Source organism: Paraburkholderia sp. WC7.3g, from assembly GCF_050436345.1.
Classification (GTDB): Bacteria; Pseudomonadota; Gammaproteobacteria; order Burkholderiales; family Burkholderiaceae; genus Paraburkholderia; species Paraburkholderia podalyriae.
In genome coordinates, this window is record NZ_JBNDMA010000002.1 from 1,354,116 (window position 1) to 1,377,620 (window position 23,505).

Below are 23,505 nucleotides of genomic sequence, written 5' to 3' on the forward strand. Positions count from 1 at the left end.
AACGCAGCGGTCGTTTTCTTTTTGGAGAATCGCCCATGAAGTTCCGTTTTCCCGTCGTCATCATCGACGAAGATTTCCGCTCCGAGAACATCTCGGGTTCCGGCATCCGGGCTTTGGCCGAAGCCATCGAGAAAGAAGGCGCGGAAGTGCTCGGGTTGACGAGCTACGGCGATCTGACTTCGTTCGCGCAGCAGTCGAGCCGCGCGTCGTGCTTCATCCTGTCGATCGACGACGACGAACTGCTGCCGTACGTCGATAACGTGGTCGTCGAAGGCGAGACGCCCGAACTCGCGGCCGCGATCGTCGCGCTGCGCGCGTTCGTGACCGAAGTGCGCCGCCGCAACGCCGATATCCCGATCTTCCTGTACGGCGAAACGCGCACCTCGCGGCATCTGCCCAACGACATCCTGCGCGAACTGCACGGCTTCATCCACATGTTCGAGGACACGCCGGAGTTCGTCGCGCGCCATATCATCCGCGAGGCGAAGGTCTATCTGGATTCGCTCGCGCCGCCGTTCTTCAAGGAGCTGGTGCAGTACGCGGAAGAGGGTTCGTACTCGTGGCACTGCCCGGGTCACTCGGGCGGCGTCGCGTTCCTGAAGAGCCCGCTCGGCCAGATGTTCCACCAGTTCTTCGGCGAGAACATGCTGCGCGCCGACGTCTGCAACGCGGTCGACGAACTCGGCCAGCTGCTCGACCACACGGGTCCGGTCGCAGCCTCGGAGCGCAACGCCGCGCGCATTTTCAGCGCCGACCACGTGTTCTTCGTGACCAACGGCACCTCCACGTCGAACAAGATCGTCTGGCACGGCACGGTCGCGCCCGGCGACATCGTGCTGGTCGACCGCAACTGCCACAAGTCGATCCTGCACGCGATCACGATGACCGGCGCGATTCCCGTGTTCCTGACGCCGACGCGCAACAACTTCGGCATCATCGGCCCGATTCCACGCAGCGAGTTCGAACCGGAGAACATCCGCAAGAAGATCGAGGCGAACCCGTTCGCGCGCGAAGCGCTCGCGAAGAACCCGAACCTGAAGCCGCGCATCCTGACGATCACGCAAAGCACGTACGACGGCGTGATCTACAACGTCGAGATGATCAAGGAGATGTTGGGCGAATGGCTCGACACGCTGCACTTCGACGAAGCGTGGCTGCCGCACGCGGAATTCCACGAGTTCTATCAGGACATGCACGCGATCGGCGCGGGCCGCCCGCGCATCGGCGCGATGGTGTACGCGACGCACTCCACGCACAAGCTGCTCGCCGGCATCTCGCAGGCATCGCAGATCGTCGTGCAGGATTCGAAGAACAGCCGCTTCGACAAGCACCGCTTCAACGAGGCATATCTGATGCATACGTCGACGAGCCCGCAGTACGCGATCATCGCGTCGTGCGACGTGGCCGCCGCGATGATGGAAGCGCCGGGCGGCACCGCGCTCGTCGAGGAGTCGATCGCTGAAGCACTCGACTTCCGCCGCGCGATGACCAAGGTCGACACCGAATACGGCGACGACTGGTTCTTCAAGGTGTGGGGCCCGGACCAGTTCGCCGAGGAAGGCATCGGCTCGCGCGAGGACTGGATGCTGCGCCCGAACGACGCGTGGCACGGCTTCGGCCCGCTCGCCGAAGGCTTCAACATGCTCGACCCGATCAAGGCGACGATCGTCACGCCGGGTCTCGACATGGACGGCGGCTTCGGCGAAACCGGCATTCCGGCCGCGATCGTCACGAAGTACCTGGCCGAGCACGGCATCATCGTCGAGAAGACGGGCCTGTACTCGTTCTTCATCATGTTTACGATCGGCATCACGAAGGGCCGCTGGAACTCGATGGTGACCGAGCTGCAGCAGTTCAAGGACGACTACGACAACAACCAGCCGCTGTGGCGCGTGCTGCCCGAGTTCGTCGCGCATCATCCGATGTACGAGCGCGTCGGCCTGCGCGACCTGTGCCAGCAGATCCACAGCGTGTATCGCGCGAACGACATCGCGCGTCTGACGACCGAGATGTACCTGTCGAGCATGGAGCCGGCGATGAAGCCGTCCGACGCGTTCGCGAAGCTCGCGCACCGCGAGATCGACCGGGTTCCGATCGACGAGCTGGAGGGCCGTGTCACGTCGATCCTGTTGACGCCGTATCCGCCGGGTATTCCGCTGCTGATTCCGGGCGAGCGTTTCAACCGGACCATCGTCAACTATCTGCGTTTCGCGCGCGAGTTCAACGAGCGCTTCCCGGGCTTCCACACGGATATCCACGGGCTGGTCGGCGAAATGGTCAACGGACGCATCGAATACTTCGTCGATTGCGTGCGCATTTGACGATGCGGCGGATGAAGTTCCTGCCGGGCCTGCCAGCGATCGGCCGCTGGCGGCGCGGGGCCGGCGTGCTGGCCTTCGCGCTGGTGGCCGGCGCTGTGGTGTTCGGCGGCATCGTGAGTCCGGCCGCGCATGCCGAGGTGGCCGCCGCCGATCCCATCGACGCGTCGATGCGCGCGTGTCTCGCGCGCGCCGACATGTCGACGACGATGGGGCAGGTGCAGTGCATGGACAATGCGCGCATCGGCTGGAAGGCCGCGGTCGATAACGCGTACCAGCAGTTGCTCGCGAAGCTGCCGCCCGCGCGGCGCAGGCTGTGGGAAAAGAACCAGTCGAGCTGGCTCGCGTCGCACGATGCCGAGAAGCAGTTGCTCGCCGCGGTCTTCGCCACGACCCAGGGTTCGACGTACGTGCTTTCCGAAGCCGACATGCAGCTGCAGCCGGTGCGCGACCGCGCGCTCGTGCTGCGCAGCGCGCTCGCCGATGCGAGCGGACCGGTGCCGCGCCGGCCGCGCGCGTGCAACGCCGATGCGCGTTGCGAACACGCGATGTTCGACCTGAACCGCTACTACCGTGTGCTCGAATCGAAGATGCCCGCGCAATCGCGGCCGACGCTCGCGCACGCGCAACGCGCGTGGAGCGCGTATCTGAGGACGTCGACGCCGCTCGTCGACGAGCACGGGCGTATCGACATCATCGGCGCGCGCGTCGCGACGATCAAACGGCTCTCCGAAACGGCCGGCAACCACTGACGGCAGCGTCCCCCAAACAGAAAAACCCACGGCGGGCGCATCGAAGACGATGCGCTCGCCGCGGGTTCGTTCACCGCAAGCGGACCGGCACGGCCGCTAACGCAGCCTCAGTCGCGCGCCGACGAAGCCGCGCCGTGGCTGAGCCAGTCGAGTACGGCCGTCGCGTCGTCGTCGGCGCCTTCGCGCGCTTTCTCGACGGTCTCGGCTACGTCGTCGCTCGGCATCGCGCGCCGAATCGCCACACCGACAGCGAGAATGTCGATCATCACGAGGTGCAGGATGCGCGAGATCATCGACAGCTGCGACTCGCGAATCTCGATGTGGTCGGTTTCCAGCGCGACGGTCGCGCGCTTCGCGAGCGGTGTGTTGCTCGACGTGATCGCGATCACCTGCGCGCCGGCCTGCATCGCGACGTCGAGCACGCGCAGCAGCTCGGGCGCACGCCCCGACTTCGACACCGCGACGATCACGTCGCCCTTGCCGAGCAGCGCTGCCGAGGCCGCCTGCATGTACAGGTCACCGTACGCGATGGTCGGAATGCCGAAGCGGAAGAACTTGTAGTGCGCGTCCTGCGCGACGATGTTCGAATTGCCGAGTCCGTAGAACTCGATGCGCCGCGCGCCGTTCAGCAGGTCGATGGCGCGTTCCACGTGCTCGAAGTTCAGATGCTCGCGCAATTGCAGAATCGCGGACACGGTGTTGTCGAGCACCTTCGCGCCGAAGTCGGTCGCGGTGTCGCCGAGATGCACCTGGCTGTGGCTGACCGGAATCGTGCCGGTCAAACCGGTCGCGAGCTTCAGCTTGAAATCCGACAACCCCTGGCAGCCGAGCGAACGGCAGAAGCGGATCACGGTCGGCTGACTGACGTCGGCCTTGCGCGCGATGTCGACGATCGGATCGTTGATGATCGAACGCGGATGGTTCAGCGCGAGTTCGGCGACGCGGCGCTCGGCCGGCGTCAACGCGTCGCGCATCTGGCGAATCCGCTCGAACACCGCCGACGAGCTGCCGCCCGCGCGGTTCGACAGCTGCTCCGCGAGAATCGCCGATACGCCGAGAAACGCCGGATATTCGGCGGTGATCACATAGGTCGGCACGTTCTGCAGATACGCTTCGAAGCGGCCCTTCGCCTCGAAGCGCTGGCGGAACGACGAGCGCACGAAGAACTCGCCGAGGCGTGGCACGACACCGCCGCCGATGTAGATGCCGCCGAGCGCGCCGAGCGTCACCGCGATATTGCCGGCGAAGGTGCCGAGAATGCCGCAGAACACGTCGACCGATTCGGCCGCGAGCGGCTCGCCATCGAGCGCGCGCTTGACGACCTCGGCCGTATCGACGCTGGCCGCCACGCGCTTCTTGTCGCGGCCCGCGAGCGCGCGATAGATGACCTCGATGCCCGGACCCGCGGCCACCCGTTCGAACGACACGTGCGACCACTTCTTGCGCGCGTACTGCAGCACGATATCTTCACGCTCGTCGGCGGGCGCGAACGTGGCGTGGCCGCCTTCGCTGCCGAGCGCGATCCAGCGGTCGTCGGCGGGGATCAGACCCGACACGCCCATCCCGGTGCCGGGCCCGAGCAGGCCGATCACGCTGTTCGGCCGGCGCTGGCCGCCGCCCACCTGCACGCGCTGCGCGTCAGTGAGGCCGGGCAGCGCCATCGCGAGCGCGGTGAAGTCGTTGACGACGAGTAGCGTGTCGAAGCCGAGCGCGCGGCGCGTCGCTTCGATCGAAAAGGTCCAGTCGTGATTGGTCATGCTCACCTGGTCGCCGTCGACCGGGTTCGCAATGGCGATCGCCGCGTGATTGACGCGGCCGATCTTCATGTCCTTCAAAAACTTGTTGATGACGTCGGCGACGCTCGGGTAGTCGGCGCAAGGATAGACCTGCACCGAGCCGATTTCGCCGGGGCCTGTCTCGAGCGCGAAACGCGCATTGGTGCCGCCGATGTCGGCCAGCAGTCTCGGTCCGTCGGCGTGCTGGCCCGCGCCCGGCACAGCTTTAGTTTGCACACCAGTAGACATCGAGTCTCACTCCCTTGTCGTTTGCCAGCTGCGAGATGGCATTTTTTTGTAGCGCAGCGGACGCGGCGTTGAGCACGTCCAGCTTGCGCGGTCCTGCGATCAGCAGAAACAGATGCTTCACGTCCTTCAGCGCGGACAGCGACCAGCTCACGCGCGCGTGCGGTGCCGCGCCCGGATGCACGGCGACGAAGCGCTCGCTCGTGGTGATCGCGTGATCCCATTCGGGCGCGTCCGCGAAGATCGACGCGGTGTGGCCGTCTTCGCCCATGCCCAGCACCGCGACGTCGGGCGCCGCGGCAAAGCGCGCGTCCGCGTTCAGCGCGGCGACGTGCGAGTGCAGATCCTGCGTGGTGTCGACGAGCGGCCAGAAGGTCGCGTGTTGCGCGGCGTTCTGCAGCAAGGTGGCGCGCGCGAGCTGCGCGTTGCTCGCGCTATCGGTCTGCGGCACCCAGCGGTCGTCGACCAACGTGATTGCGATACGGGTCCAGTCGAACGTTTGCATCGACAACGTTTGCAGGAACGGACGCGGACTGCTGCCGCCGGACACGGCTAGCATGGCCGGGCGCGCGAGTGGGGTTGACGCGCCGGTGCCGGCCGCCTGTGCGGCAAGCGACGCATGTAACGCGTCGCCCACCGCTTTCGCCAGCGCGTCGGATTGGGCGCGCTGGTCGTCGAAAGCGTGAAGCTCGATCACTTCTCCTCCGTGCTGCATTCTTGTTAGGTCTGCGGAATCAGCCTGACTGCTCTCGCGCGATGCCTGCAAGGCGGGGTGGCCCGCAGACGCCTGACGCGATACCGGCGCGACTCCGTTCAGTTCGTCGGTGGTGTTGCCGGCGCCGCGCGCCCAGGTGTTCATCGCGCGCGGCACCGTCCGTCAATTCATCAAACTCAATTCTCTTCCTCGAGCCAGCAGGTGTCGTGCTGGGCGAGCATCGCGCTCGCCGCGGCCGGTCCCCACGTGCCCGCCGCGTACGGCTTGGGCGGCTTGGTCGAGGCCTTCCATTCGTTCAGGATCGGCTCGACCCAGCGCCACGCGGCTTCCTGTTCGTCACGCCGCACGAACAGCGCGAGGCGCCCGTTGATCACGTCGAGCAGCAGGCGCTGATACGCCTCCATCTGAGCTTCGCGGAAGAACTGGTCGAACGCGAGATTCAGGTGCACGCTCGCGAGGTTCATGCCCTCGCCGGGCTGCTTCGCGAGACAGTACAGACGGATCGTCTCGTTCGGCTGCAGACGCAGCACGAGGCGGTTCGCACCGGCGCGCAGCGCCGATGCGCCGAGCGCCGAATGGGGCACCGGGCGGAAATTCACGACGATCTCGGCGACGCGATCGGCGAGCCGCTTGCCCGTGCGCAGGAAAAACGGCACGCCGGCCCAGCGCCAGTTCTCGATCTCGACCTTCAGCGCGACGAAGGTTTCGGTCGAGCTATCCGGTTTCACGCCGTGCTCGGTCGCGTAGGCCGGCACCGCGTTGCCGCGGATCACGCCAGAATGATACTGGCCGCGCACCGCGACCTTGCCGATTTCGCGTGGATCGATCGGTTTGAGCGCGCGCAGCACGCGCAGCTTTTCGTCGCGCACCGAGTCGGAATCCATCGAGTGGGGCGGCTCCATCGCGACGATCGACAGCAACTGCAGCAGGTGGTTCTGCACCATGTCGCGCAGCGCGCCGGTATTGTCGTAGAAGTCGCCGCGCGCTTCGACGCCGAGTTCCTCTGCGATCGTGATCTGGATGCTCTCGACCCACTCGCGGCGCCACAGCGGCTCGAACAGCGCATTGCCGAAGCGCAGCGCGAGCAGGTTCTGCACCGGCTCCTTGCCGAGGTAATGGTCGATCCGGTAGATCTGTTCTTCCGCGAAGATTTCGCCGACCGCATCATTAATTGCGTTCGACGACTTCAGGTCGTAGCCGAGCGGCTTCTCGAGCACGATGCGCGCGTTGTGGTTCAGACCCACCGCGGCCAGCGCATGGCAGATCGGCACGAACAGCGACGGACCGGTCGCCAGATAGAACACGCGGATGCCGGGCAGGTCCTGAATCGCGTCGCGCAGTTGCGCGAAGTCGTCCGGGTTGCCGAGATCGATTTTCACGAACTCGATGCGCGCGAGGAAACTCGTCCACGCGACTTCGTCGAGGCCGTTCTTCGATACATACGGCTTGACGTGCGCGTCGACCCACTGCAGGTACTCGCCGCGATCCGCCACGTGCCGCGCCACCGCGACGATCTTGCCGCTGTCGGCGAGCATGCCGCCCGCGCGGTGCGCCTCGAACAGCGCGGGCAGGATCTTGCGCATCGACAGATCGCCGGTTCCGCCGAAGAGAACGAAAGTGAAGCTAGAGTCGGTTTGCATGAGTCTCCGTCGATGTCCTGAAGGGCCGCCGCGCTGATGGACACTGCACACGCAGCGTCCCGGAAGAGCGACCGTAGTCCGATAAAATATTTTTTGACACTGAATTGTAGTTTAACTACAATCCAAATCAAGAGGTAGCGTTAATTCGATGAAAAAAGCGTGCGCTGTAGAGGCGGAATACACGTTTTTGCGAATCGGCGGGCGTCCCCGGTCAAGCTACGGACAATGGGACAACGCCTTCCGGTGCGTATCAGGCACCTCGAGTCTGCAGCGCGATGCGGGCAGGCAAAAATCAAAAGAGGAGACAGTCAGTTGCATCCCGAATCACTCACCTCTTGAGCGTCCAGCGGCCGGACAACGGTCCGCCGGCACATGCCGTCGCGCATGCGCCCGACCGTGCTCGATCGCCCAGTGTTTTGCCTGTTTGAACCAACCACAGCACCCTGGCGACATCAGGGGCCATTCGTTTTTTTGTTCAGGTGTCTGGAGGAGATAAGCAATGAAATTTCGCGCGATCATGGGCGCTCTGTGCGCTGCGGGTCTGATGTCTGGCGTGTCGGCCGTGCAGGCGGCCGAGTCGGTCGAAGTGCTGCACTGGTGGACTTCGGGCGGCGAATCCAAGGCCGTCGGCGTCCTCAAGGACGACATGACGAAGCAGGGTTACACGTGGAAGGACTTCGCGGTCGCGGGCGGCGCTGGTGCGGCTGCCATGACGGCGCTGAAGACGCAGGTGATCTCGGGCAATGCGCCGAGCGCCGCGCAGATCAAGGGTCCGCTGATCCAGGACTGGGCTTCGCAGGGCGTGCTGGTGCCGATCGATTCGGTCGCGGGCGACTGGAAGAAGAACCTGCCGCCGCAAATCGACAAGATCATGCAAGCGGACGGCCACTACGTCGGCGCGCCGTTCTCGGTGCATCGCGTGAACTGGCTCTACATCAACAAAGCAGCGCTGGACAAGGCAGGCGGCAAGGTGCCGACCACGTGGCCTGAGTTCTTCGCGGTGGCCGACAAGATGAAGGCCGCGGGCATTCAGCCGATCGCGATGGGCGGCCAGCCGTGGCAAGACCTGACGCTGTGGGAAGACGTCGTGCTGTCGCAGGGCGCGGACTTCTACAGGAAGGCGCTCGTCGACCTCGACGAGAAGACGCTGACTTCGGACAAGATGGTTGGCGTGTTCGACACGGTCCGCAAGATCCAGGGCTACTTCGACGCGGGCCGCACGGGCCGTGACTGGAACCTCGCAACGGCCATGGTCATCAACGGCAAGGCCGGCATGCAGTTCATGGGCGACTGGGCGAAGGGCGAGTTCACCAACGCCGGCAAGAAGTCGGGCACGGACTACATCTGCGCCGTGGTGCCGAACACGGACAAGGCCTATACGTTCAACGTCGACTCGTTCGTGTTCTTCCAGCAGAAGGGCCAGAAGGCCGCGACGCCGGGTCAGCTCGCGCTCGCGAAGACGATCATGTCGCCGGAGTTCCAGGAGCAGTTCAGCCTGTACAAGGGCTCGATCCCGGTGCGTCTCGGCGTGCCGATGGACAAGTTCGACGACTGCGCGAAGAAGTCGTACGCGGATGAGCAGACCGCGATCAAGGCCGGCGGTTATGTGCCGTCGCTCGCTCACGGCATGGCTCAGCCGGATGCCGCGGCAGGCGCAATCTCCGACGTCGTCACGAAGTTCATGAACTCGCAGCAAGATTCGAAGACCGCGGTTCAGGCACTCGCGAAGGCAGCGAAGACCAAGTAAGCGTCAGTACGAGGCGTTGCGCCCGGCGGCTTGCATCTGAAGCACCGGGCGCACCCTTCGGGCCGTGTCGGGTCGGACCTCGAGCTGCTCTCGTTGGCAGCGCAGTCCGGCGTCACGCGGCTCACCCTGGTTTCATGGAGTCACACCCAGGCCGTCGCGGTCCCGCGCCATGCGCGCACGGCAAGCCGGACGGTACAGTTTCAGCAGGAGTCGAGTAGTGACTGCTTCCATCAGCGGGAACGGGAAAACGGCCACCGCCACCCGCCGCACGTCGCCCATGGCGGCCCTTGCCGATCGCTGGATTCCGAAGCTGGTGCTCGCACCCAGCGTCGTCATCAGCCTGATCTTCGTGTATGGCTTTATCGCAATCACCGGCTATCTGTCGCTGTCTACTTCGCGGCTGATGCCTCGTTTCGAGTTCGCCGGTCTCGACCGCTATCGCGAGCTGTTCCAGAACGACGTGTTCTGGACCTCGGCCGCGAACCTCGGCTGGTTCGGCATCCCGTTCATCGGTTTCTGCATCGCTCTGGGTCTGTTGCTCGCGATCCTGCTCGATCAGCAGATCCGCAACGAAGGCGCGCTGCGCGCCGTGTTCCTGTATCCGATGGCGCTGTCGTTCATCGTGACCGGCACCGCGTGGCAATGGATTCTGACGCCGAGCATCGGGATCGAGAAAGTGTTTCACGACTGGGGCTGGACGAGCTTCTCGTTCAACTGGCTCGGCGATCCGGACAAGGCGATCTTCTGTATCGTGATCGCGGCGGTCTGGCAGTCCACCGGCTTCGTGATGGCGCTGTTTCTCGCCGGTTTGCGCGGCGTCGACAGCGAAATCTTCAAGGCCGCGCAGATGGACGGCGCGAGCCTGCCGACCATCTACCGCAAGATCGTGATTCCGAGCATGCGGCCGGTGTTCTTCTCCGTGCTGCTGATTCTTTGCCACATCACCATCAAGACGTTCGACCTGGTCGTCGCGCTGACCGCCGGCGGTCCGGGCACGTCGTCGTCGCTGCCGGCCATCTTCATGTACACGTTTTCGTTCAATCGCGGGCAGCTCGGCGTCGGCGCGGCATCGTCGATCATGATGCTCGCCACCGTGGTGGCCGTGCTCGTGCCGCTGATGTATCTGGAATCGAGGAGCACCCGCAATGCAGCCTAAGATGACGATTAGCCGTGCCGTCATTTACGCGGCCCTGGTCCTGTTCGCCCTGTACTTCCTGTTCCCGCTGTACGTGATGCTGTCGACGTCGTTCAAGGACATCGACCAGCTGCGCACCGGCAACCTGCTGACGCCGCCGACCAGCTGGACCGTCGCTCCGTGGCTCAAGGCATGGAGCGGCGCCTGCACGGGCGTGCGCTGCGACGGCATGCAGCCGTTCTTCATGAACTCGGTGCGGATGGTGATTCCCGCCGTGCTGATCTCGTCGATCATCGGCGCGTTCAACGGTTATGTGCTCACGCACTGGCGTTTCCGTGGCGCCGATCCGATCTTCACGATGCTGCTCGTCGGCTGTTTCATTCCGTTCCAGGCGATCCTGCTGCCGATGGCGCGCTTCGAAGGCTCCATCGGCCTGTCGAACACGGTGAGCGGCCTGGTGCTGGTGCACGTGATCTACGGTATCGCGTTCACCACGATGTTCTTCCGCAACTTCTACGTGAGCGTGCCGGCTGAACTCGTGAAGGCCGCGCGTATCGACGGCGCGGGTTTCTTCATGATCTTCACGAAGATCCTGCTGCCGGTGTCGCTGCCGATCTTCATGGTGTGTCTGATCTGGCAATTCACGCAGATCTGGAACGACTTCCTGTTCGGTATCGTGTTCTCCGGCGTCGATTCGATGCCGATCACCGTCGCGCTGAATAACCTCGTGAACACCTCGACCGGCGTGAAGGAATACAACGTGGACATGGCCGGCGCGATCATCGCGGCGCTGCCGACGCTGCTCGTCTACATCATCGCCGGACGTTACTTCGTGCGCGGCCTGACCGCGGGCGCGGTGAAGGGCTAAATCATCGTAGAGCGACGGCGTTTCACCGAACGCGTGCCGCCGTCACCTGACAAGACGTTTTCAAGCAGTACCAGAGACTAGAGGATTCACAGCATGGCAAGCCTTTCCATCCGTGACGTGTACAAGACCTACCCGAACGGGGTGCCGGTTCTGAAGGGTGTCAACATCGACATCGAAGACGGCCAGTTCCTGATTCTGGTTGGCGGCTCGGGCTGCGGTAAGTCGACGCTGCTCAATATGATTGCCGGTCTCGAAACCGTGACCAAGGGCGACATCCAGATCGACGGCAAGACCGTCAACAACCTGTCGCCGAAAGATCGCGACATCGCGATGGTGTTCCAGTCGTACGCGCTCTATCCGTCGATGACGGTGCGCGAGAACATCTCGTTCGGCCTGAACATCCGCAAGGTGCCGAAACCGGAGCAGACGCAGATCGTCGAGCGCGTGTCGAACACGCTGCAGATCAAGCATCTGCTCGATCGCAAGCCGGGCCAGCTGTCGGGCGGCCAGCGTCAGCGTGTCGCGATGGGCCGCGCTCTCGCGCGCGATCCGGTGATGTTCCTGTTCGACGAACCGCTGTCGAACCTCGACGCGAAGCTGCGTATCGAGATGCGTTCGGAAATCAAGCTGCTGCATCAGCGCCTCGGCACGACGATCGTCTACGTCACGCACGACCAGATCGAAGCGATGACGCTCGGCGACCGCATCGCGGTGATGAAGGACGGCATCGTCCAGCAGTTCGGCGCGCCGCAGGAAATCTACGACTCGCCGTCGAACCTGTTCGTGGCGGGCTTCATCGGCGCGCCGCCGATGAATTTCATCGAAGGCAAGCTGGTCGAGCAGGGCTCGGGCGTCGGCATCGAACTCGATACGGGCGTCGCGCGCAAGGTGCTGGTGCTGCCGTTCGATTCGGCGAAGGTGCGCTCGCACGTCGGCAACAACGTGATCCTCGGCCTGCGTCCGGAGCGCATCACCGACGCGCGCGGCGCGCATGGCGACGACTCGAAGCTGCAGCCGGTCGAAGTGAAGGTCGACGTGATCGAGCCGACGGGTCCGGACACGCTGGTGTTCGCGCAGATCAACGGCAAGCGCATCGTGAGCCGCGTACACCCGGCGTCGAACCCGCAACCGGAGTTGAACGCGACGCTGTTGTTCGATACGTCGAAGGCGGTGCTGTTCGATCCGGCGAATGAAGAGCGGATTGCATAAGCGCTGAATCCGTCGCGCAGAAAAGCCCCATGCGTTGGGTTGCGCACGGGGCTTTTGTTTTCGCAGCCGCTAAGCTGCCTTGGGCAAGCGCAAATCCGGATGACTGCGCGCAAGCTCGCCGACCCAATCGATGAACGCGCGCAACCGTGAACTCAGATTGCGGCGATGCGCATACAGAATCGACAGCGGCGTGCCGGGGCTCGTGTAGTTGCCGAGAATTTCCGTGAGCGCGCCTTGCTCGATCAGCTCCGCGACCATGAAGCGCGACGGCTGGATGATGCCGTGGCCCAGCACGCCCGCGGTGATGTACACGGAGCCGTCGTTCACGGCGAGCGTGCCTTGCATCGCGACGCGCTGAATTTCGCCGTCCACTTCGTATTCGAACGGGAAGGTCCTGCCGCTGCGCGCGGACACGTAGTTGACGGCGCGATGCTCGCCCAGCTCCGCCAGTGTGGTCGGCGTGCCGAACTTGCGCAGATACGCGGGCGATGCGCAGGTGACGATGCGCGCAAGCCCGATGCGCTTTGCGACGAGGCTCGATTCTTCGAGCGTGCCCATGCGGATCACGCAATCGACACCGTCCTGGATCAGATCGATGTTGCGATCCGCGAGACCGAGGCGCACGTCGATCGCGGGGTATTGTTCGTAGAAGTTATCGAGCGCGGGCAGCAACAGCGAGCGCGCGAGCGTGCCGGACGTATCGACGCGGATCGTGCCGGCCGGATTCTCGCGCTTGTTCGATAGCGACGATTCGGCATCGGCGACGTCGGCGAGAATGCGCACGCAGCGCTCGTAGAACGATGCGCCGTCTTCGGTCACGCTGACCTGGCGCGTCGAGCGGTTCAGGAGCCGCACGCCGACGTGTTCCTCGAGCGCCTGGATCGTACGGCTGACCTTCGCGCGCGGCAGATCCAGCGATTCCGAAACCTTGGTGAAGCTGTTCGCTTCGACCACGCGCGTGAAGATCTCCATCGCTTCAAAGCGGTCCATGGTGTGCCTTGTGAGTGGTGAGCCGAAAGAAGGGCGGGGCAGGCTTGCGACACGACAGGAAGTCTACAGCCAGCTAAACGGGTTGTCTGCCGGCGCGCCTCGTTCGCGCGAACCTGCCGCCGCCGCTCGCGGCTCAGTCCCGCTCCGGCGCGCCCAGTGGAAATAGCGGCCGATACGGCCGCGCCTCGTCGACCGCGCGTGCGAACGAGGGCCGCGCGAGCAGCCGCTGCCGGTACGCGCGCACGTGCGCGAACGCGGGGTCGATCGGATGCGTCCAGTCGGCGTAGAAGAGGGACGGGGCGGCGCCGCAGTCGGCGAGGCTGAAGCTGTGGCCGGCGGCCCATTCGCGTTCGGCCATGTGCCGGTCGAGCCATGCGTACGCGGTGTCGAGCAGCGCGCGCGCATCGGCGACGCCGCGCGTGTCGCGCTCGGTCTCGGCGCGCAGACTATCGAAGACGATCTTCTGCTGCGGCGTCGATATGTAGTTGTCGAAGAAGCGGTCCATCGCGCGCACGTCGAGCGCGGCGCGCGGATCGGCCGGCAACAGCGCGACGGGCCCCGGATAATGCAGGCCCAGGTATTCGATGATGATGCTCGCCTCCATCACCGTGCGCCCGCCGTCGACCAGCACCGGGAAGCGCTTGATCGGCCACAGCGCGGCGAATTCGGCCATGACGAGCGGGTCGTCGTGCGCGAGCACGCGCATCTCGAACGGCGTGCCGTTTTCGTACAGCGCGGTCAGGGCCTTCTGGCAGTAAGACGAGAACGGATGGGCATAAAGTTGCAGGGGCATCGCGATCACCTTGGACGGTTGCGCAGCACGAGTGCACGGCGACGCCGATGGTCACCGCGCGACGGCCAGGCTGGCCGTTTACCCCACGACGAACGACGGCCGAAAAAATCGACCTCAGACCTTCACGTTCGCCCCATGCGGCGGCAACGACCCCGGCTGCAACAGCACGACCACCGCGCCGGCGCCGCCGTCGTGCGGACGCGCCTGACAGAACGCGATAACTTCGGATTTTTGCACGAGCCACGCGCGCACCTTGCCCTTCAGCACCGGCTCCTTGCCGATCGACCCCAATCCCTTGCCGTGAATCACGCGCAGGCAGCGCAGGCCACGCTTGACCGATTCGCGGATGAATTCGGCGAGCGCCTCGCGTGCTTCCTCGCGCCGCATGCCGTGCAGGTCGATCTGCGACTGCACGATCCAGTCGCCGCGCCGCAGCTTGCGCACGACGTCGCGGCTCACGCCGGGGCGGCAATACGACAGCGTTTCGTCCGTTTCGAGCAGCACTTCGGGGTCGAACTCGTCGGAGATCGCTTCGTGAAGCACCGCTTCCTCGTCGAGCAGCGTCTGCACCGGCAGAGGCGGAGGGGGATTGCGCGTGAGCGTCGCGCGCGGCGGAATCGCGAGCGGCGCAACTTCGCCGATCTCGCGACGGAACAGATCGGCATCGGCGGCCGCTTCGCGCTGCGCGGCTCGCGCCGCCGCCTGTTTGCGCGCGCGCCGCTCGGCGTCGCCCTTCAACGCTTCGCGCAACGCGCCAAGTCCGGCGAGCCCCGACGCGCGATCGAGCTTCGGCGCGACGGCGGGCACGGCCGCTGCGGGCGCGGAACGCGCGGCGGCTTGCGGGCGTTTCGGTTCGTTCGGATGGGGCTGATTCTTCGGCATATCGGCAAACAGGCGGAAAGGTCGATCGGTGGTACGAGGCTGGGCGGCAAAAACGACGAAGGCCGCGGGCATTGCAGCCGCGGCCTTCGTGAGCCGATCACGGCTGCGCTGCGCGCCACCGTCATTTTACTGTCGCGCCTGCTGTCGCGACCTGGCGTCGCCATACGGCAGCGCGCTGCGGATCAGCGCTCCGCTTCCGCGCTCATCGCGTGCTCGCCGGCCATCTCGTTGATGGTCTCGAGATAGCGCTGCGCGTCGAGCGCGGCCATACAGCCGGTGCCCGCGCTCGTGATCGCCTGGCGATAGATGTAGTCCTGCACGTCGCCGGCGGCGAAGACGCCCGGCACGCTCGTCGCGGTCGCGAAACCGTTCAGACCGCCCTTCGTGATGATGTAGCCGTTCTTCATCTCGAGCTGGCCTTCGAAGATGTCCGTGTTCGGCTTGTGGCCGATCGCGACGAACACGCCCTGCAGCGCGATGTCGGTGGTCTCGCCAGTCTGCGTGTGCTTGATGCGCAGGCCGGTCACGCCGGAGGTGTCGCCGGTCACTTCGTCGAGCACGTGGTTCCATTTGATCTCGACGACGCCTTCCTTTTCCTTCGCGAGCAGACGGTCGATCAGGATCGGCTCGGCGCGGAACTTGTCACGGCGATGGATCACCGTCACCTTCTTCGCGATGCCGGCGAGATACAGCGCCTCTTCGACGGCCGTATTGCCGCCGCCGATCACGGCGACGTGCTGCTGACGATAGAAGAAGCCGTCGCAGGTCGCGCAGGCCGACACGCCCTTGCCCATGAACGCCTCTTCCGACGGCAGGCCGAGATACTGCGCCGATGCGCCGGTCGAAATGATCAGCGAGTCGCACGTGTATTCGCCCGAATCGCCGATCAGGCGAATCGGCTTCTCGTCAAGCTTCGCCGTGTGGATGTGGTCGAAGATGATCTCGGTATTGAAGCGCTCGGCGTGCTCGAGGAAGCGCGCCATCAGTTCCGGGCCTTGTACGCCGTTGGCGTCGGCGGGCCAGTTTTCGACGTCGGTCGTGGTCATCAGCTGGCCGCCTTGCGCCAGGCCGGTGACCAGCACCGGCGCGAGGTTGGCGCGCGCTGCGTAAACCGCCGCCGTGTAGCCGGCGGGACCGGAACCGAGAATCAGAACTTTGGCGTGTTTCGTTGCAGTTGCGGGCATGATCGAATCCTTGTACGGCGCGCGGCTCGCCGCTGCGTAGCCGTGCGTTTTGAACTGAAACTGTAGATGGGTATCAGCCCGGCATTATAAAGGGCGGGGCACACGGCTGCGCCATCAAGCTTTCTGATCGCCGCGATAGCGTGGCCGGAAGGGGCGCGGCGCGGGCAGGCGGCGCAATACGACGAATTCAGCGCGCCTCGCGCATGCATCTGTGGCCAAACAGCCAGGTTACCGTCATTTACAGCCTCGCGCGGGGCACAGCGTTTACAATAGCCCGGATCGAAGTTTCCGGTAGCCGGGATCGGGCCCGAAGCCGCGCGCGGCGAGGCTCGAGCCGCGTTCCCGGCGGCAGTTTCAGCCTGAACCGGCTACCCCAGGCAACAGGATCAATGGCAAAAGCTCCTTATACCGCGAGCGCGCAGGCATTGCCGCACCGCATGTCGCGCCTCTTCACCGAAATCCGCTGGATTCTGCAGGTGGCCCTCGGCGTCTTCCTTCTGATGTCGCTCGTCAGCTACAGCAGGCACGATCCGAGCTGGACCCACGCCGCGCAGGTCGACCATATCTCGAACTGGGCGGGCCGCGTCGGCGCGTGGACCTCCGACATTCTGCTGCTGCTGTTCGGCCTGTCCGCCTACTGGTGGATCGTGCTGCTCGGCCGCCACATCTCCGCGAACTACAAGCGCATCACCCGCAACGAAGAGCCGCGGGGCGACGGCGCGCCGCGTGGCGTGAGCTGGCTCGCGGACGCGTTCGCGTTCATGCTCGTGCTGCTGTCGTGCAACGGCCTCGAGGCGCTACGCATGTGGTCGCTGAAAGTGCAGTTGCCACGCGCGCCTGGCGGCGTGATCGGCGAGGCTGTGGCGCGCGGAATATCGCATGCGCTCGGCTTCACCGGCGGCACGCTCGCGCTGTTGCTCGGTCTCGCGATCGGGCTGTCGCTGTATTTCCGCTTTTCGTGGCTGTCGGTCGCGGAGAAGGTCGGCGAGTCGATCATTTCGGCGGTGACGTTCGCGAAGCTGCGCCGCGAGGCCGGGCGTGATCGCAAGCTCGGCGAAGCGGCCGCCGTGAAGCGCGAAGGCAAGGTCGAAAAGGGCCGTGTGCGCATCGAGGAGCACGAGCCCGTGATGATCGTGCCGCCTCTCGTCACGCCGGCGAAGTCGGAGCGCGTCGAAAAGGAGCGCCAGGTTCCGCTCTTCACCGATCTGCCTGGCGACTCAACGCTGCCGCCCATCTCGCTGCTCGATCCCGCGCCCGCTGCGCAGGAAACCATCTCTGCAGACACGCTCGAATTCACGTCGCGTCTGATCGAGAAGAAGCTGAAGGATTTCGGTGTCGATGTGAGCGTGGTCGCCGCGTATCCGGGTCCCGTCGTCACGCGCTACGAAATCGAGCCGGCCACGGGTGTCAAGGGCAGCCAGATCGTCAATCTCGCGAAGGACCTCGCGCGTTCGCTGTCGCTCGTGTCGATCCGCGTCGTCGAAACGATTCCGGGTAAGAACTACATGGCGTTGGAGCTGCCGAACCAGCGCCGTCAGACCGTGAGCCTTTCCGAAATTCTCGGCTCGGCCGTGTATGCGGATGCCGCGTCGCCGCTCACGATGGGTCTCGGCAAGGACATCGGCGGCAAGCCGGTGTGCGCGGACCTCGCGAAGATGCCGCACCTGCTCGTCGCCGGCACGACCGGTTCGGGCAAGTCGGTAGGTATCAACGCGATGATCCTGTCGCTGCTGTACAAGGCGAGCGCCGAGCAGGTACGCATGATCCTGATCGATCCGAAGATGCTCGAAATGAGCGTCTACGAAGGCATTCCGCATCTGCTGTGTCCGGTCGTCACCGACATGCGGCAGGCGGGCCATGCGCTGAACTGGGCGGTCGCCGAAATGGAGCGCCGCTACAAGCTGATGAGCAAGGTCGGCGTGCGTAACCTCGCCGGCTACAACAACAAGATCGACGAAGCGGCCAAGCGCGAAGAGAAGTTGCCGAATCCGTTCAGCTTGACGCCGGACGATCCGGAACCGCTGACGCGTTTGCCGAACATCGTGATCGTCATCGACGAACTGGCCGACCTGATGATGGTGGTCGGCAAGAAGGTCGAAGAGCTGATCGCGCGGATCGCGCAGAAGGCGCGCGCGGCGGGTATTCACCTGATTCTCGCGACGCAGCGTCCGTCGGTCGACGTGATCACCGGCCTGATCAAGGCCAACGTGCCGACGCGCATGGCGTTCCAGGTATCGTCGAAGATCGACTCGCGCACGATTCTCGACCAGCAGGGCGCCGAGTCGTTGCTCGGCATGGGCGACATGCTGTATTTGCCGCCGGGCAGCGGTTTGCCGGTGCGCGTGCACGGCGCGTTCGTGTCGGATGATGAAGTGCATCGCGTCGTCGACAAGCTCAAGGAGCAGGGCGAGCCGAATTACATCGAGGGCATTCTCGAAGGCGGCGTGAGCGGCGAGGGCGACGAAGGCTCGGCGGGAACCGCGTCCACCGAAGGCGAGTCGGACCCGTTATACGACCAGGCGGTCGATGTCGTGCTGAAGAATCGCCGCGCGTCGATTTCACTCGTGCAGCGGCACCTGCGCATCGGCTACAACCGGGCGGCGCGTCTGCTGGAACAGATGGAGAATTCGGGCGTAGTGTCGGCGATGTCGTCGAACGGCAATCGCGAGATTCTGGCGCCGGCGCGCGAGGCGGAATAGCCGTAGCCATAGCAGCCATCGCGTGCACCGTCGTGTGCACCATTGCGACTCGATGCCGGGCCAGTCACTTTGTGTCTAACGAGTGCATTGACCCGGCGCGGCTCACCACCGAATTCAATCAACGGAGAAAAACCTATGCAAGCAATCGCGCAGCAGCATGCCCGAGAGCGTCAAATGGGCCGCCTCGGTCGGCTCGCGGGCAAGCTCGCGCACACTGCGGGCAGTGTCGCGATCGGTGCGTCGCTGCTGGTCGCCTCGCATGCGTTCGCGAGCGGCACCGAGCAACTGAAGGCATTCGTCGCACAGGTCCATTCGGCGCGCGGCACCTTCGTGCAGCAGGAAGTGCGCGCGCCGAGCAAGGCGCCGGGCGCGAGCGGCGCGCTGTCCACCGCGAACCCAGGCAAGCCGACCACGTCGAGCGGCACCTTCATGTTCGCGCGACCCGGTAAGTTTATCTGGCAATACGAGAAGCCCTACTCGCAATTGCTGCAGGCGGACGGCGACAAGCTTTACGTCTACGACAAGGATCTGAACCAGGTCACGGTGCGCGCGCTCGGCAATGCGCTCGGCGCGAGCCCAGCGGCGATCCTGTTCGGCAGCAACGATCTGGACAAGAACTTCACGCTGCGCGACGCGGGCGTGAAGGCCGGCATCGACTGGCTCGAACTGACGCCGAAGGCGAAGGACACGCAGTTCGAACGCGTAGGCATCGGCTTCAAGGACGGCAATCTCGAAGCGATGGAATTGCACGACGTGTTCGGCAACGTGACGCTGCTGACGTTCTCGAACATTCTGAAAAATCCGCCACTGCCGCCCGATGCATTCAAGTTCACGGTGCCGAAGGGCGCGGATGTGATTAACGGATAAATCGCGTGTAGGCGTCGACGCGCAGCGTCTTCGCAAGGGCCCGCAAAGCCGCACTCGTCGAGTGCGGCTTTTTATTTCGCTCTGCGCGTGGCGCATGGATTGCTAAAGATGCGCGCGCCGAACGCGAAATCGCCTCGCCGGCAGATGTAATGATTTAGTGCGAGACTAGAAGCATGGGCATCGCTGATGGGCTCGAGTTAGCACATCGATCATTTCCAAAGATTTGGTAAACACTCTCTAACAATTTTTTGCTGCGGCGCAACAAAATAACGCCTAAACTGGTCGAAGCTGGTTGTCGCTTCGGATGTCTGGAAAGGTGAGGCATGTCATGAGATTGTCTTCTTCACACGATTCGCGCGTGTCCCCGTCCCTCCATGTGTTCGAACAGGAGGGCGGATGGCATTGGGGAATCACGGTTCCAAGGTCGGCAGGAAGTGGTTTCAAGGTCGTTGCATATAGCGAAAAAACCTTTATCGATGAGGCCGAAGCCCATCGGGAAGGCAATCGCGCGCTTGCACGTTTCGCCGATGTGCCGGCGGTTTCGCATGAACGGCAATAACGCCACGAGATTTTTGACGCATGTAACAGCCCATTATGTGGGTTCTGAGCAACCGCACGCTTACCCGCCGTTATTAATTCGCTTTGCAAGTTTGCAAACTTTTTCCGAAAAATCGTAGCGATAATGTCTCGTTGGCGATCGGCGATCGGCGGTCATAAAAAAGACCTGCATTCGCATTGCAGGTCTTTTATATTTTCTGGCATCTGCGTCTAAAGCGACGCGCTCAGGACAACGCGCTCACGCATACGCGGTCTTGCGCGCCGATACGAACACGTAGTAGCACACCGCGCCGATCGCGAGCGACGGCAGCGTCGCGCCGAGATTCGGCAGCCATTGATTGATGACCTGGTATGAAGCGATGCCGATCGCCCACGCGACGAACGCGCTCAGGTGCCAGCCACCCGAGAAGCCGTAGCGGCCGCGCACATCGGCAAGCACCGCGGCGTCGATGCGGCGCTTGCGCACGATGAAGTGATCCATCAGCACGACGCCGAACAGTGGTGCGAACACCGAGCCGATCAGCAGCAGGAAGTTCTGATACTTCGTCATCGGCACGAGCAGCGCGATCAGCGTGCAGAGTGCGCCGAACGCGGCCGACAGCAACGGCACGCTCGCACGCGTCCAGAACGTGCCAGTCGACACCGCGGCCGAGTGGATGTCGGCGAACGCATTGTCGATCTCGTCGATCAGGATCAGCAGCAGCGCAAAGCCGCCGCCCGCTTGCGCGAGCGCGCCGGTCAGCAGCGCATCGCCGCCGCCGGCCGCGAGGCCATAGACCGCGCCGAGCGCATAGAACCAGATGTTCGCGATGCCGTAGCCATACAGCGTGCCGCGGAACGTCTCGCCGGCGCGGCGGCCGAAGCGCGTGTAGTCGGCGATCAACGGCAGCCACGACAGCGGCATCGCGACCACGAGGTCGACCGCGCCGCCGAACGACATCTCGCCGGTGCCCGGACGATGCATCAGGTCCGCGAGATTGTGGCGCGCGAGCAGGTTCCACGTGAGCCACGCGGCGCCCGCGAGCAACAGCCAGATCCCCCACTTGCGCAGAAAGCGCCGCACGAACGACAGCGGGCCGCTGATCGCCAGCAGCGTCGCGAGCAGGCCGAAGATCACGGTCCACACGAGCGGCATCGACAGGCCAAACGCCTGTTTCGCGAGCGCATCGGCGGAATCGCGCATCACGATCACCTCGAACGAGCCCCAGCCGACCAGTTGCACCATGTTCAGCACGGCCGGCACTGATGCGCCGCGCACACCGAGCGTCGGACGCAGCGACGACATCGCCGCGAGCCCGGTGTCGGTGCCGATTACGCCCGCGAGCGCGAGCAGCACGACGCCGATCACGCTGCCGAGCACGATCGCGACGAGCGCATGCGGCAGCGACAGCCCCGGCACCAGCAGCGCGCCCGCCTGGGCGACGAGCAGCCCGATGCCGAGCGAGAACCACAGCGCGAACGCATCGCCGGTACGGAACGCGCGGCGCACGTCGGGCACCGGCGTAAGCGGCGCGTAGGTGGAGCCGGCGTTGCCGGCGACAGAATCTTGAGCCATCTGAAGTGGGTTCCCTCTCGGTGGTGCTGTGAGCTCTTTTGCTGTGATTGTTTGCGCTGCGCGCGCGTCGTGCGCAACCAGCGCGCCGGGTCGGCCATCGCGCCGCCGCCGTCACTGTCATAATGCAGGACGTTGTTCGCGTTCGTGCCTGTGCCTGCGGCCGTGCGCGGGCTTTGCGCATGTGCCGCGAAGCGTCGCTCGGCAGCGGCGCGCGACCGGAAAGCCGAGATTATCCCCAAAACGTCATGTTTGAAGAAACCCGTGCCAATGTTCCGCTCGCCGAACGCCTGCGGCCACGCAATATCGACGAAGTGATCGGCCAGACGCATCTGCTCGGTCCGAACAAGCCGCTCAGGGTCGCGTTCGAATCGGGCGAGGCCCATTCGATGATTCTGTGGGGCCCGCCCGGCGTCGGCAAGACCACGCTCGCGCGGCTGATGGCCGATGCGTTTCACGCGCAGTTCATCGCGTTGTCCGCGGTACTGTCGGGCGTGAAGGATATCCGCGAGGCGGTCGAGACCGCGCAGATCCATCGCGCGAACGGCCATCAGACGCTGGTGTTCGTCGACGAAGTGCATCGCTTCAACAAGAGCCAGCAAGACGCGTTCTTGCCGCACGTGGAGTCGGGCCTGTTCGTGTTCGTCGGCGCGACGACCGAGAACCCGTCGTTCGAGGTCAATAGCGCGCTGCTGTCGCGCGCCGCGGTCTACGTGCTGAAGAGCCTGACCGACGACGAACAGCGCGAGCTGCTCGAGCGCGCGCAGAAGGAGCTCGGCGGCCTCACGTTCACCGATGAAGCGCGCGCCGCGCTGATCGGCTCCGCCGACGGCGACGGCCGCAAGCTGCTGAACAACCTCGAGATCGTCGCGCGCGCGGCGGCCCAACAGAAGACGACTGAAATCGACGGCGCGTTATTAGGCAGCGCGCTTGCGGAAAATCTGCGCCGCTTCGACAAGGGCGGCGATGCGTTCTACGATCAGATCAGCGCGCTGCATAAATCCGTGCGCGGCAGCAATCCAGACGGCGCGCTGTACTGGTTTTGCCGCATGCTCGACGGCGGCGCGGACCCGCGCTACCTCGCGCGGCGCATCGTGCGTATGGCGTGGGAAGACATCGGCCTCGCCGACCCGCGCGCCGCGCGCATCACGCTCGACGCCGCCGAAACCTACGAGCGTCTGGGCTCGCCCGAAGGCGAACTCGCGCTCGCACAGGCGATCATCTATCTGGCGGTCGCGCCGAAATCGAACGCCGGGTACAACGCGTACAACGAGGCGCGGCGCTTCGTCGGCAAGGATCAGTCGCGCGCGGTGCCGGTGCATCTGCGCAACGCGCCGACGAAGCTGATGAAGGAACTCGGCTATGGCCACGACTACCGCTATGCGCACGACGAACCCGATGCGTACGCGGCCGGCGAGACCTATCTGCCGGACGGCATGCGCGAGCCGCATTGGTACGAGCCGACACCGCGTGGTCTCGAAGGCAAGATCGGCGATAAGCTCGCGCGCCTTGCCGAGCTCGATGCCCGGTGGCGCGTCGAAAACAAGCCGAAGAAGGCTTGAGGCGTTTCGCCTT

18 protein-coding genes are annotated in these 23,505 nt (G+C 64.5%); 10 read left to right on the forward strand and 8 right to left on the reverse strand.

Going from position 1 to position 23,505, the window contains the following annotated elements:
- Nucleotides 1–35 precede the first annotated feature (35 nt).
- Both OKW43_RS17780 and OKW43_RS17785 read left to right on the forward strand, forming a co-directional pair.
- Nucleotides 36–2,321: an arginine/lysine/ornithine decarboxylase gene (locus OKW43_RS17780; RefSeq protein ID WP_187636618.1), complete on the forward strand. Its 2,286-nt coding sequence runs from the start codon at nt 36–38 to the stop codon at nt 2,319–2,321.
- Nucleotides 2,322–2,332: 11 nt separating this feature from the next.
- A complete protein-coding gene (locus tag OKW43_RS17785) occupies nt 2,333–3,070 on the forward strand; it encodes a lysozyme inhibitor LprI family protein (RefSeq protein ID WP_429448764.1) in 738 nt (245 codons plus the stop codon).
- A gap of 107 nt (nt 3,071–3,177) precedes the next feature.
- Here OKW43_RS17785 and OKW43_RS17790 read toward each other — a convergent pair whose 3' ends face one another.
- From OKW43_RS17790 to zwf, 3 genes are all read right to left on the reverse strand, one after another.
- The gene (locus tag OKW43_RS17790; protein ID WP_429448766.1) at nt 3,178–5,094 is read right to left on the reverse strand and encodes a bifunctional transcriptional regulator/glucokinase; all 1,917 of its coding nucleotides are present in this window, start codon (nt 5,092–5,094) and stop codon (nt 3,178–3,180) included.
- Entirely contained in the window at nt 5,072–5,788 is a 717-nt protein-coding gene (gene pgl / locus OKW43_RS17795; protein ID WP_429451714.1) for a 6-phosphogluconolactonase, read from the reverse strand. Before pgl ends, OKW43_RS17790 begins: the two co-directional genes overlap by 23 nt.
- A 194-nt stretch (nt 5,789–5,982) precedes the next feature.
- Entirely contained in the window at nt 5,983–7,446 is a 1,464-nt protein-coding gene (zwf, locus tag OKW43_RS17800; protein ID WP_187636615.1) for a glucose-6-phosphate dehydrogenase, read from the reverse strand.
- A 499-nt stretch (nt 7,447–7,945) separates the two neighbouring features.
- Between zwf and OKW43_RS17805 the strand changes: the two genes are divergently transcribed.
- The 4 genes from OKW43_RS17805 to OKW43_RS17820 all read left to right on the forward strand — a co-directional run bounded on the left by OKW43_RS17805 (nt 7,946) and on the right by OKW43_RS17820 (nt 12,405).
- Nucleotides 7,946–9,193, forward strand: coding sequence for an ABC transporter substrate-binding protein (locus OKW43_RS17805; RefSeq protein WP_429448769.1), 1,248 nt, complete (start codon nt 7,946–7,948; stop codon nt 9,191–9,193).
- 217 nt (nt 9,194–9,410) lie between these two features.
- Entirely contained in the window at nt 9,411–10,349 is a 939-nt protein-coding gene (locus OKW43_RS17810) for a carbohydrate ABC transporter permease (protein ID WP_187636613.1), read from the forward strand.
- Nucleotides 10,339–11,196, forward strand: coding sequence for a carbohydrate ABC transporter permease (locus tag OKW43_RS17815; RefSeq protein WP_187636612.1), 858 nt, complete (start codon nt 10,339–10,341; stop codon nt 11,194–11,196). The genes OKW43_RS17810 and OKW43_RS17815 overlap by 11 nt, the downstream gene beginning before the upstream one ends.
- A gap of 93 nt (nt 11,197–11,289) precedes the next feature.
- Nucleotides 11,290–12,405 carry an ABC transporter ATP-binding protein gene (locus OKW43_RS17820; protein WP_187636611.1) on the forward strand — a complete coding sequence of 372 codons (1,116 nt, stop codon included), beginning with the start codon at nt 11,290–11,292 and terminating at the stop codon, nt 12,403–12,405.
- A 69-nt stretch (nt 12,406–12,474) separates the two neighbouring features.
- Here OKW43_RS17820 and OKW43_RS17825 read toward each other — a convergent pair whose 3' ends face one another.
- The 4 genes from OKW43_RS17825 to trxB all read right to left on the reverse strand — a co-directional run bounded on the left by OKW43_RS17825 (nt 12,475) and on the right by trxB (nt 16,254).
- Nucleotides 12,475–13,395 carry a LysR family transcriptional regulator gene (locus tag OKW43_RS17825; RefSeq protein ID WP_187636610.1) on the reverse strand — a complete coding sequence of 307 codons (921 nt, stop codon included), beginning with the start codon at nt 13,393–13,395 and terminating at the stop codon, nt 12,475–12,477.
- A gap of 133 nt (nt 13,396–13,528) precedes the next feature.
- A complete protein-coding gene (locus OKW43_RS17830) occupies nt 13,529–14,188 on the reverse strand; it encodes a glutathione S-transferase family protein (protein WP_187636609.1) in 660 nt (219 codons plus the stop codon).
- Nucleotides 14,189–14,302: 114 nt separating this feature from the next.
- Nucleotides 14,303–15,070, reverse strand: coding sequence for a Smr/MutS family protein (locus OKW43_RS17835; RefSeq protein WP_187636608.1), 768 nt, complete (start codon nt 15,068–15,070; stop codon nt 14,303–14,305).
- A gap of 182 nt (nt 15,071–15,252) precedes the next feature.
- Nucleotides 15,253–16,254 carry a thioredoxin-disulfide reductase gene (trxB, locus tag OKW43_RS17840; RefSeq protein WP_187636607.1) on the reverse strand — a complete coding sequence of 334 codons (1,002 nt, stop codon included), beginning with the start codon at nt 16,252–16,254 and terminating at the stop codon, nt 15,253–15,255.
- 389 nt (nt 16,255–16,643) lie between these two features.
- On the opposite strand from trxB, the gene OKW43_RS17845 reads away from it, so the two are divergent.
- The 3 genes from OKW43_RS17845 to OKW43_RS17855 all read left to right on the forward strand — a co-directional run bounded on the left by OKW43_RS17845 (nt 16,644) and on the right by OKW43_RS17855 (nt 20,379).
- Complete coding sequence (locus tag OKW43_RS17845) at nt 16,644–18,953, forward strand: DNA translocase FtsK (protein ID WP_187636606.1); 2,310 nt, start codon at nt 16,644–16,646, stop codon at nt 18,951–18,953.
- Between the two features lie 135 nt (nt 18,954–19,088).
- Complete coding sequence (gene lolA, locus OKW43_RS17850; protein WP_429448774.1) at nt 19,089–19,820, forward strand: outer membrane lipoprotein chaperone LolA; 732 nt, start codon at nt 19,089–19,091, stop codon at nt 19,818–19,820.
- 328 nt (nt 19,821–20,148) lie between these two features.
- Nucleotides 20,149–20,379, forward strand: a complete 231-nt coding sequence (locus tag OKW43_RS17855) for a hypothetical protein (protein WP_246530205.1) — start codon at nt 20,149–20,151, stop codon at nt 20,377–20,379.
- A gap of 237 nt (nt 20,380–20,616) precedes the next feature.
- Here the strand turns inward: OKW43_RS17855 and cytX are convergent, their stop codons facing one another.
- Nucleotides 20,617–21,933: a putative hydroxymethylpyrimidine transporter CytX gene (gene cytX / locus OKW43_RS17860; RefSeq protein ID WP_429448776.1), complete on the reverse strand. Its 1,317-nt coding sequence runs from the start codon at nt 21,931–21,933 to the stop codon at nt 20,617–20,619.
- A gap of 245 nt (nt 21,934–22,178) precedes the next feature.
- On the opposite strand from cytX, the gene OKW43_RS17865 reads away from it, so the two are divergent.
- Nucleotides 22,179–23,492, forward strand: coding sequence for a replication-associated recombination protein A (locus tag OKW43_RS17865; RefSeq protein ID WP_187636603.1), 1,314 nt, complete (start codon nt 22,179–22,181; stop codon nt 23,490–23,492).
- Nucleotides 23,493–23,505: the final 13 nt, after the last annotated feature.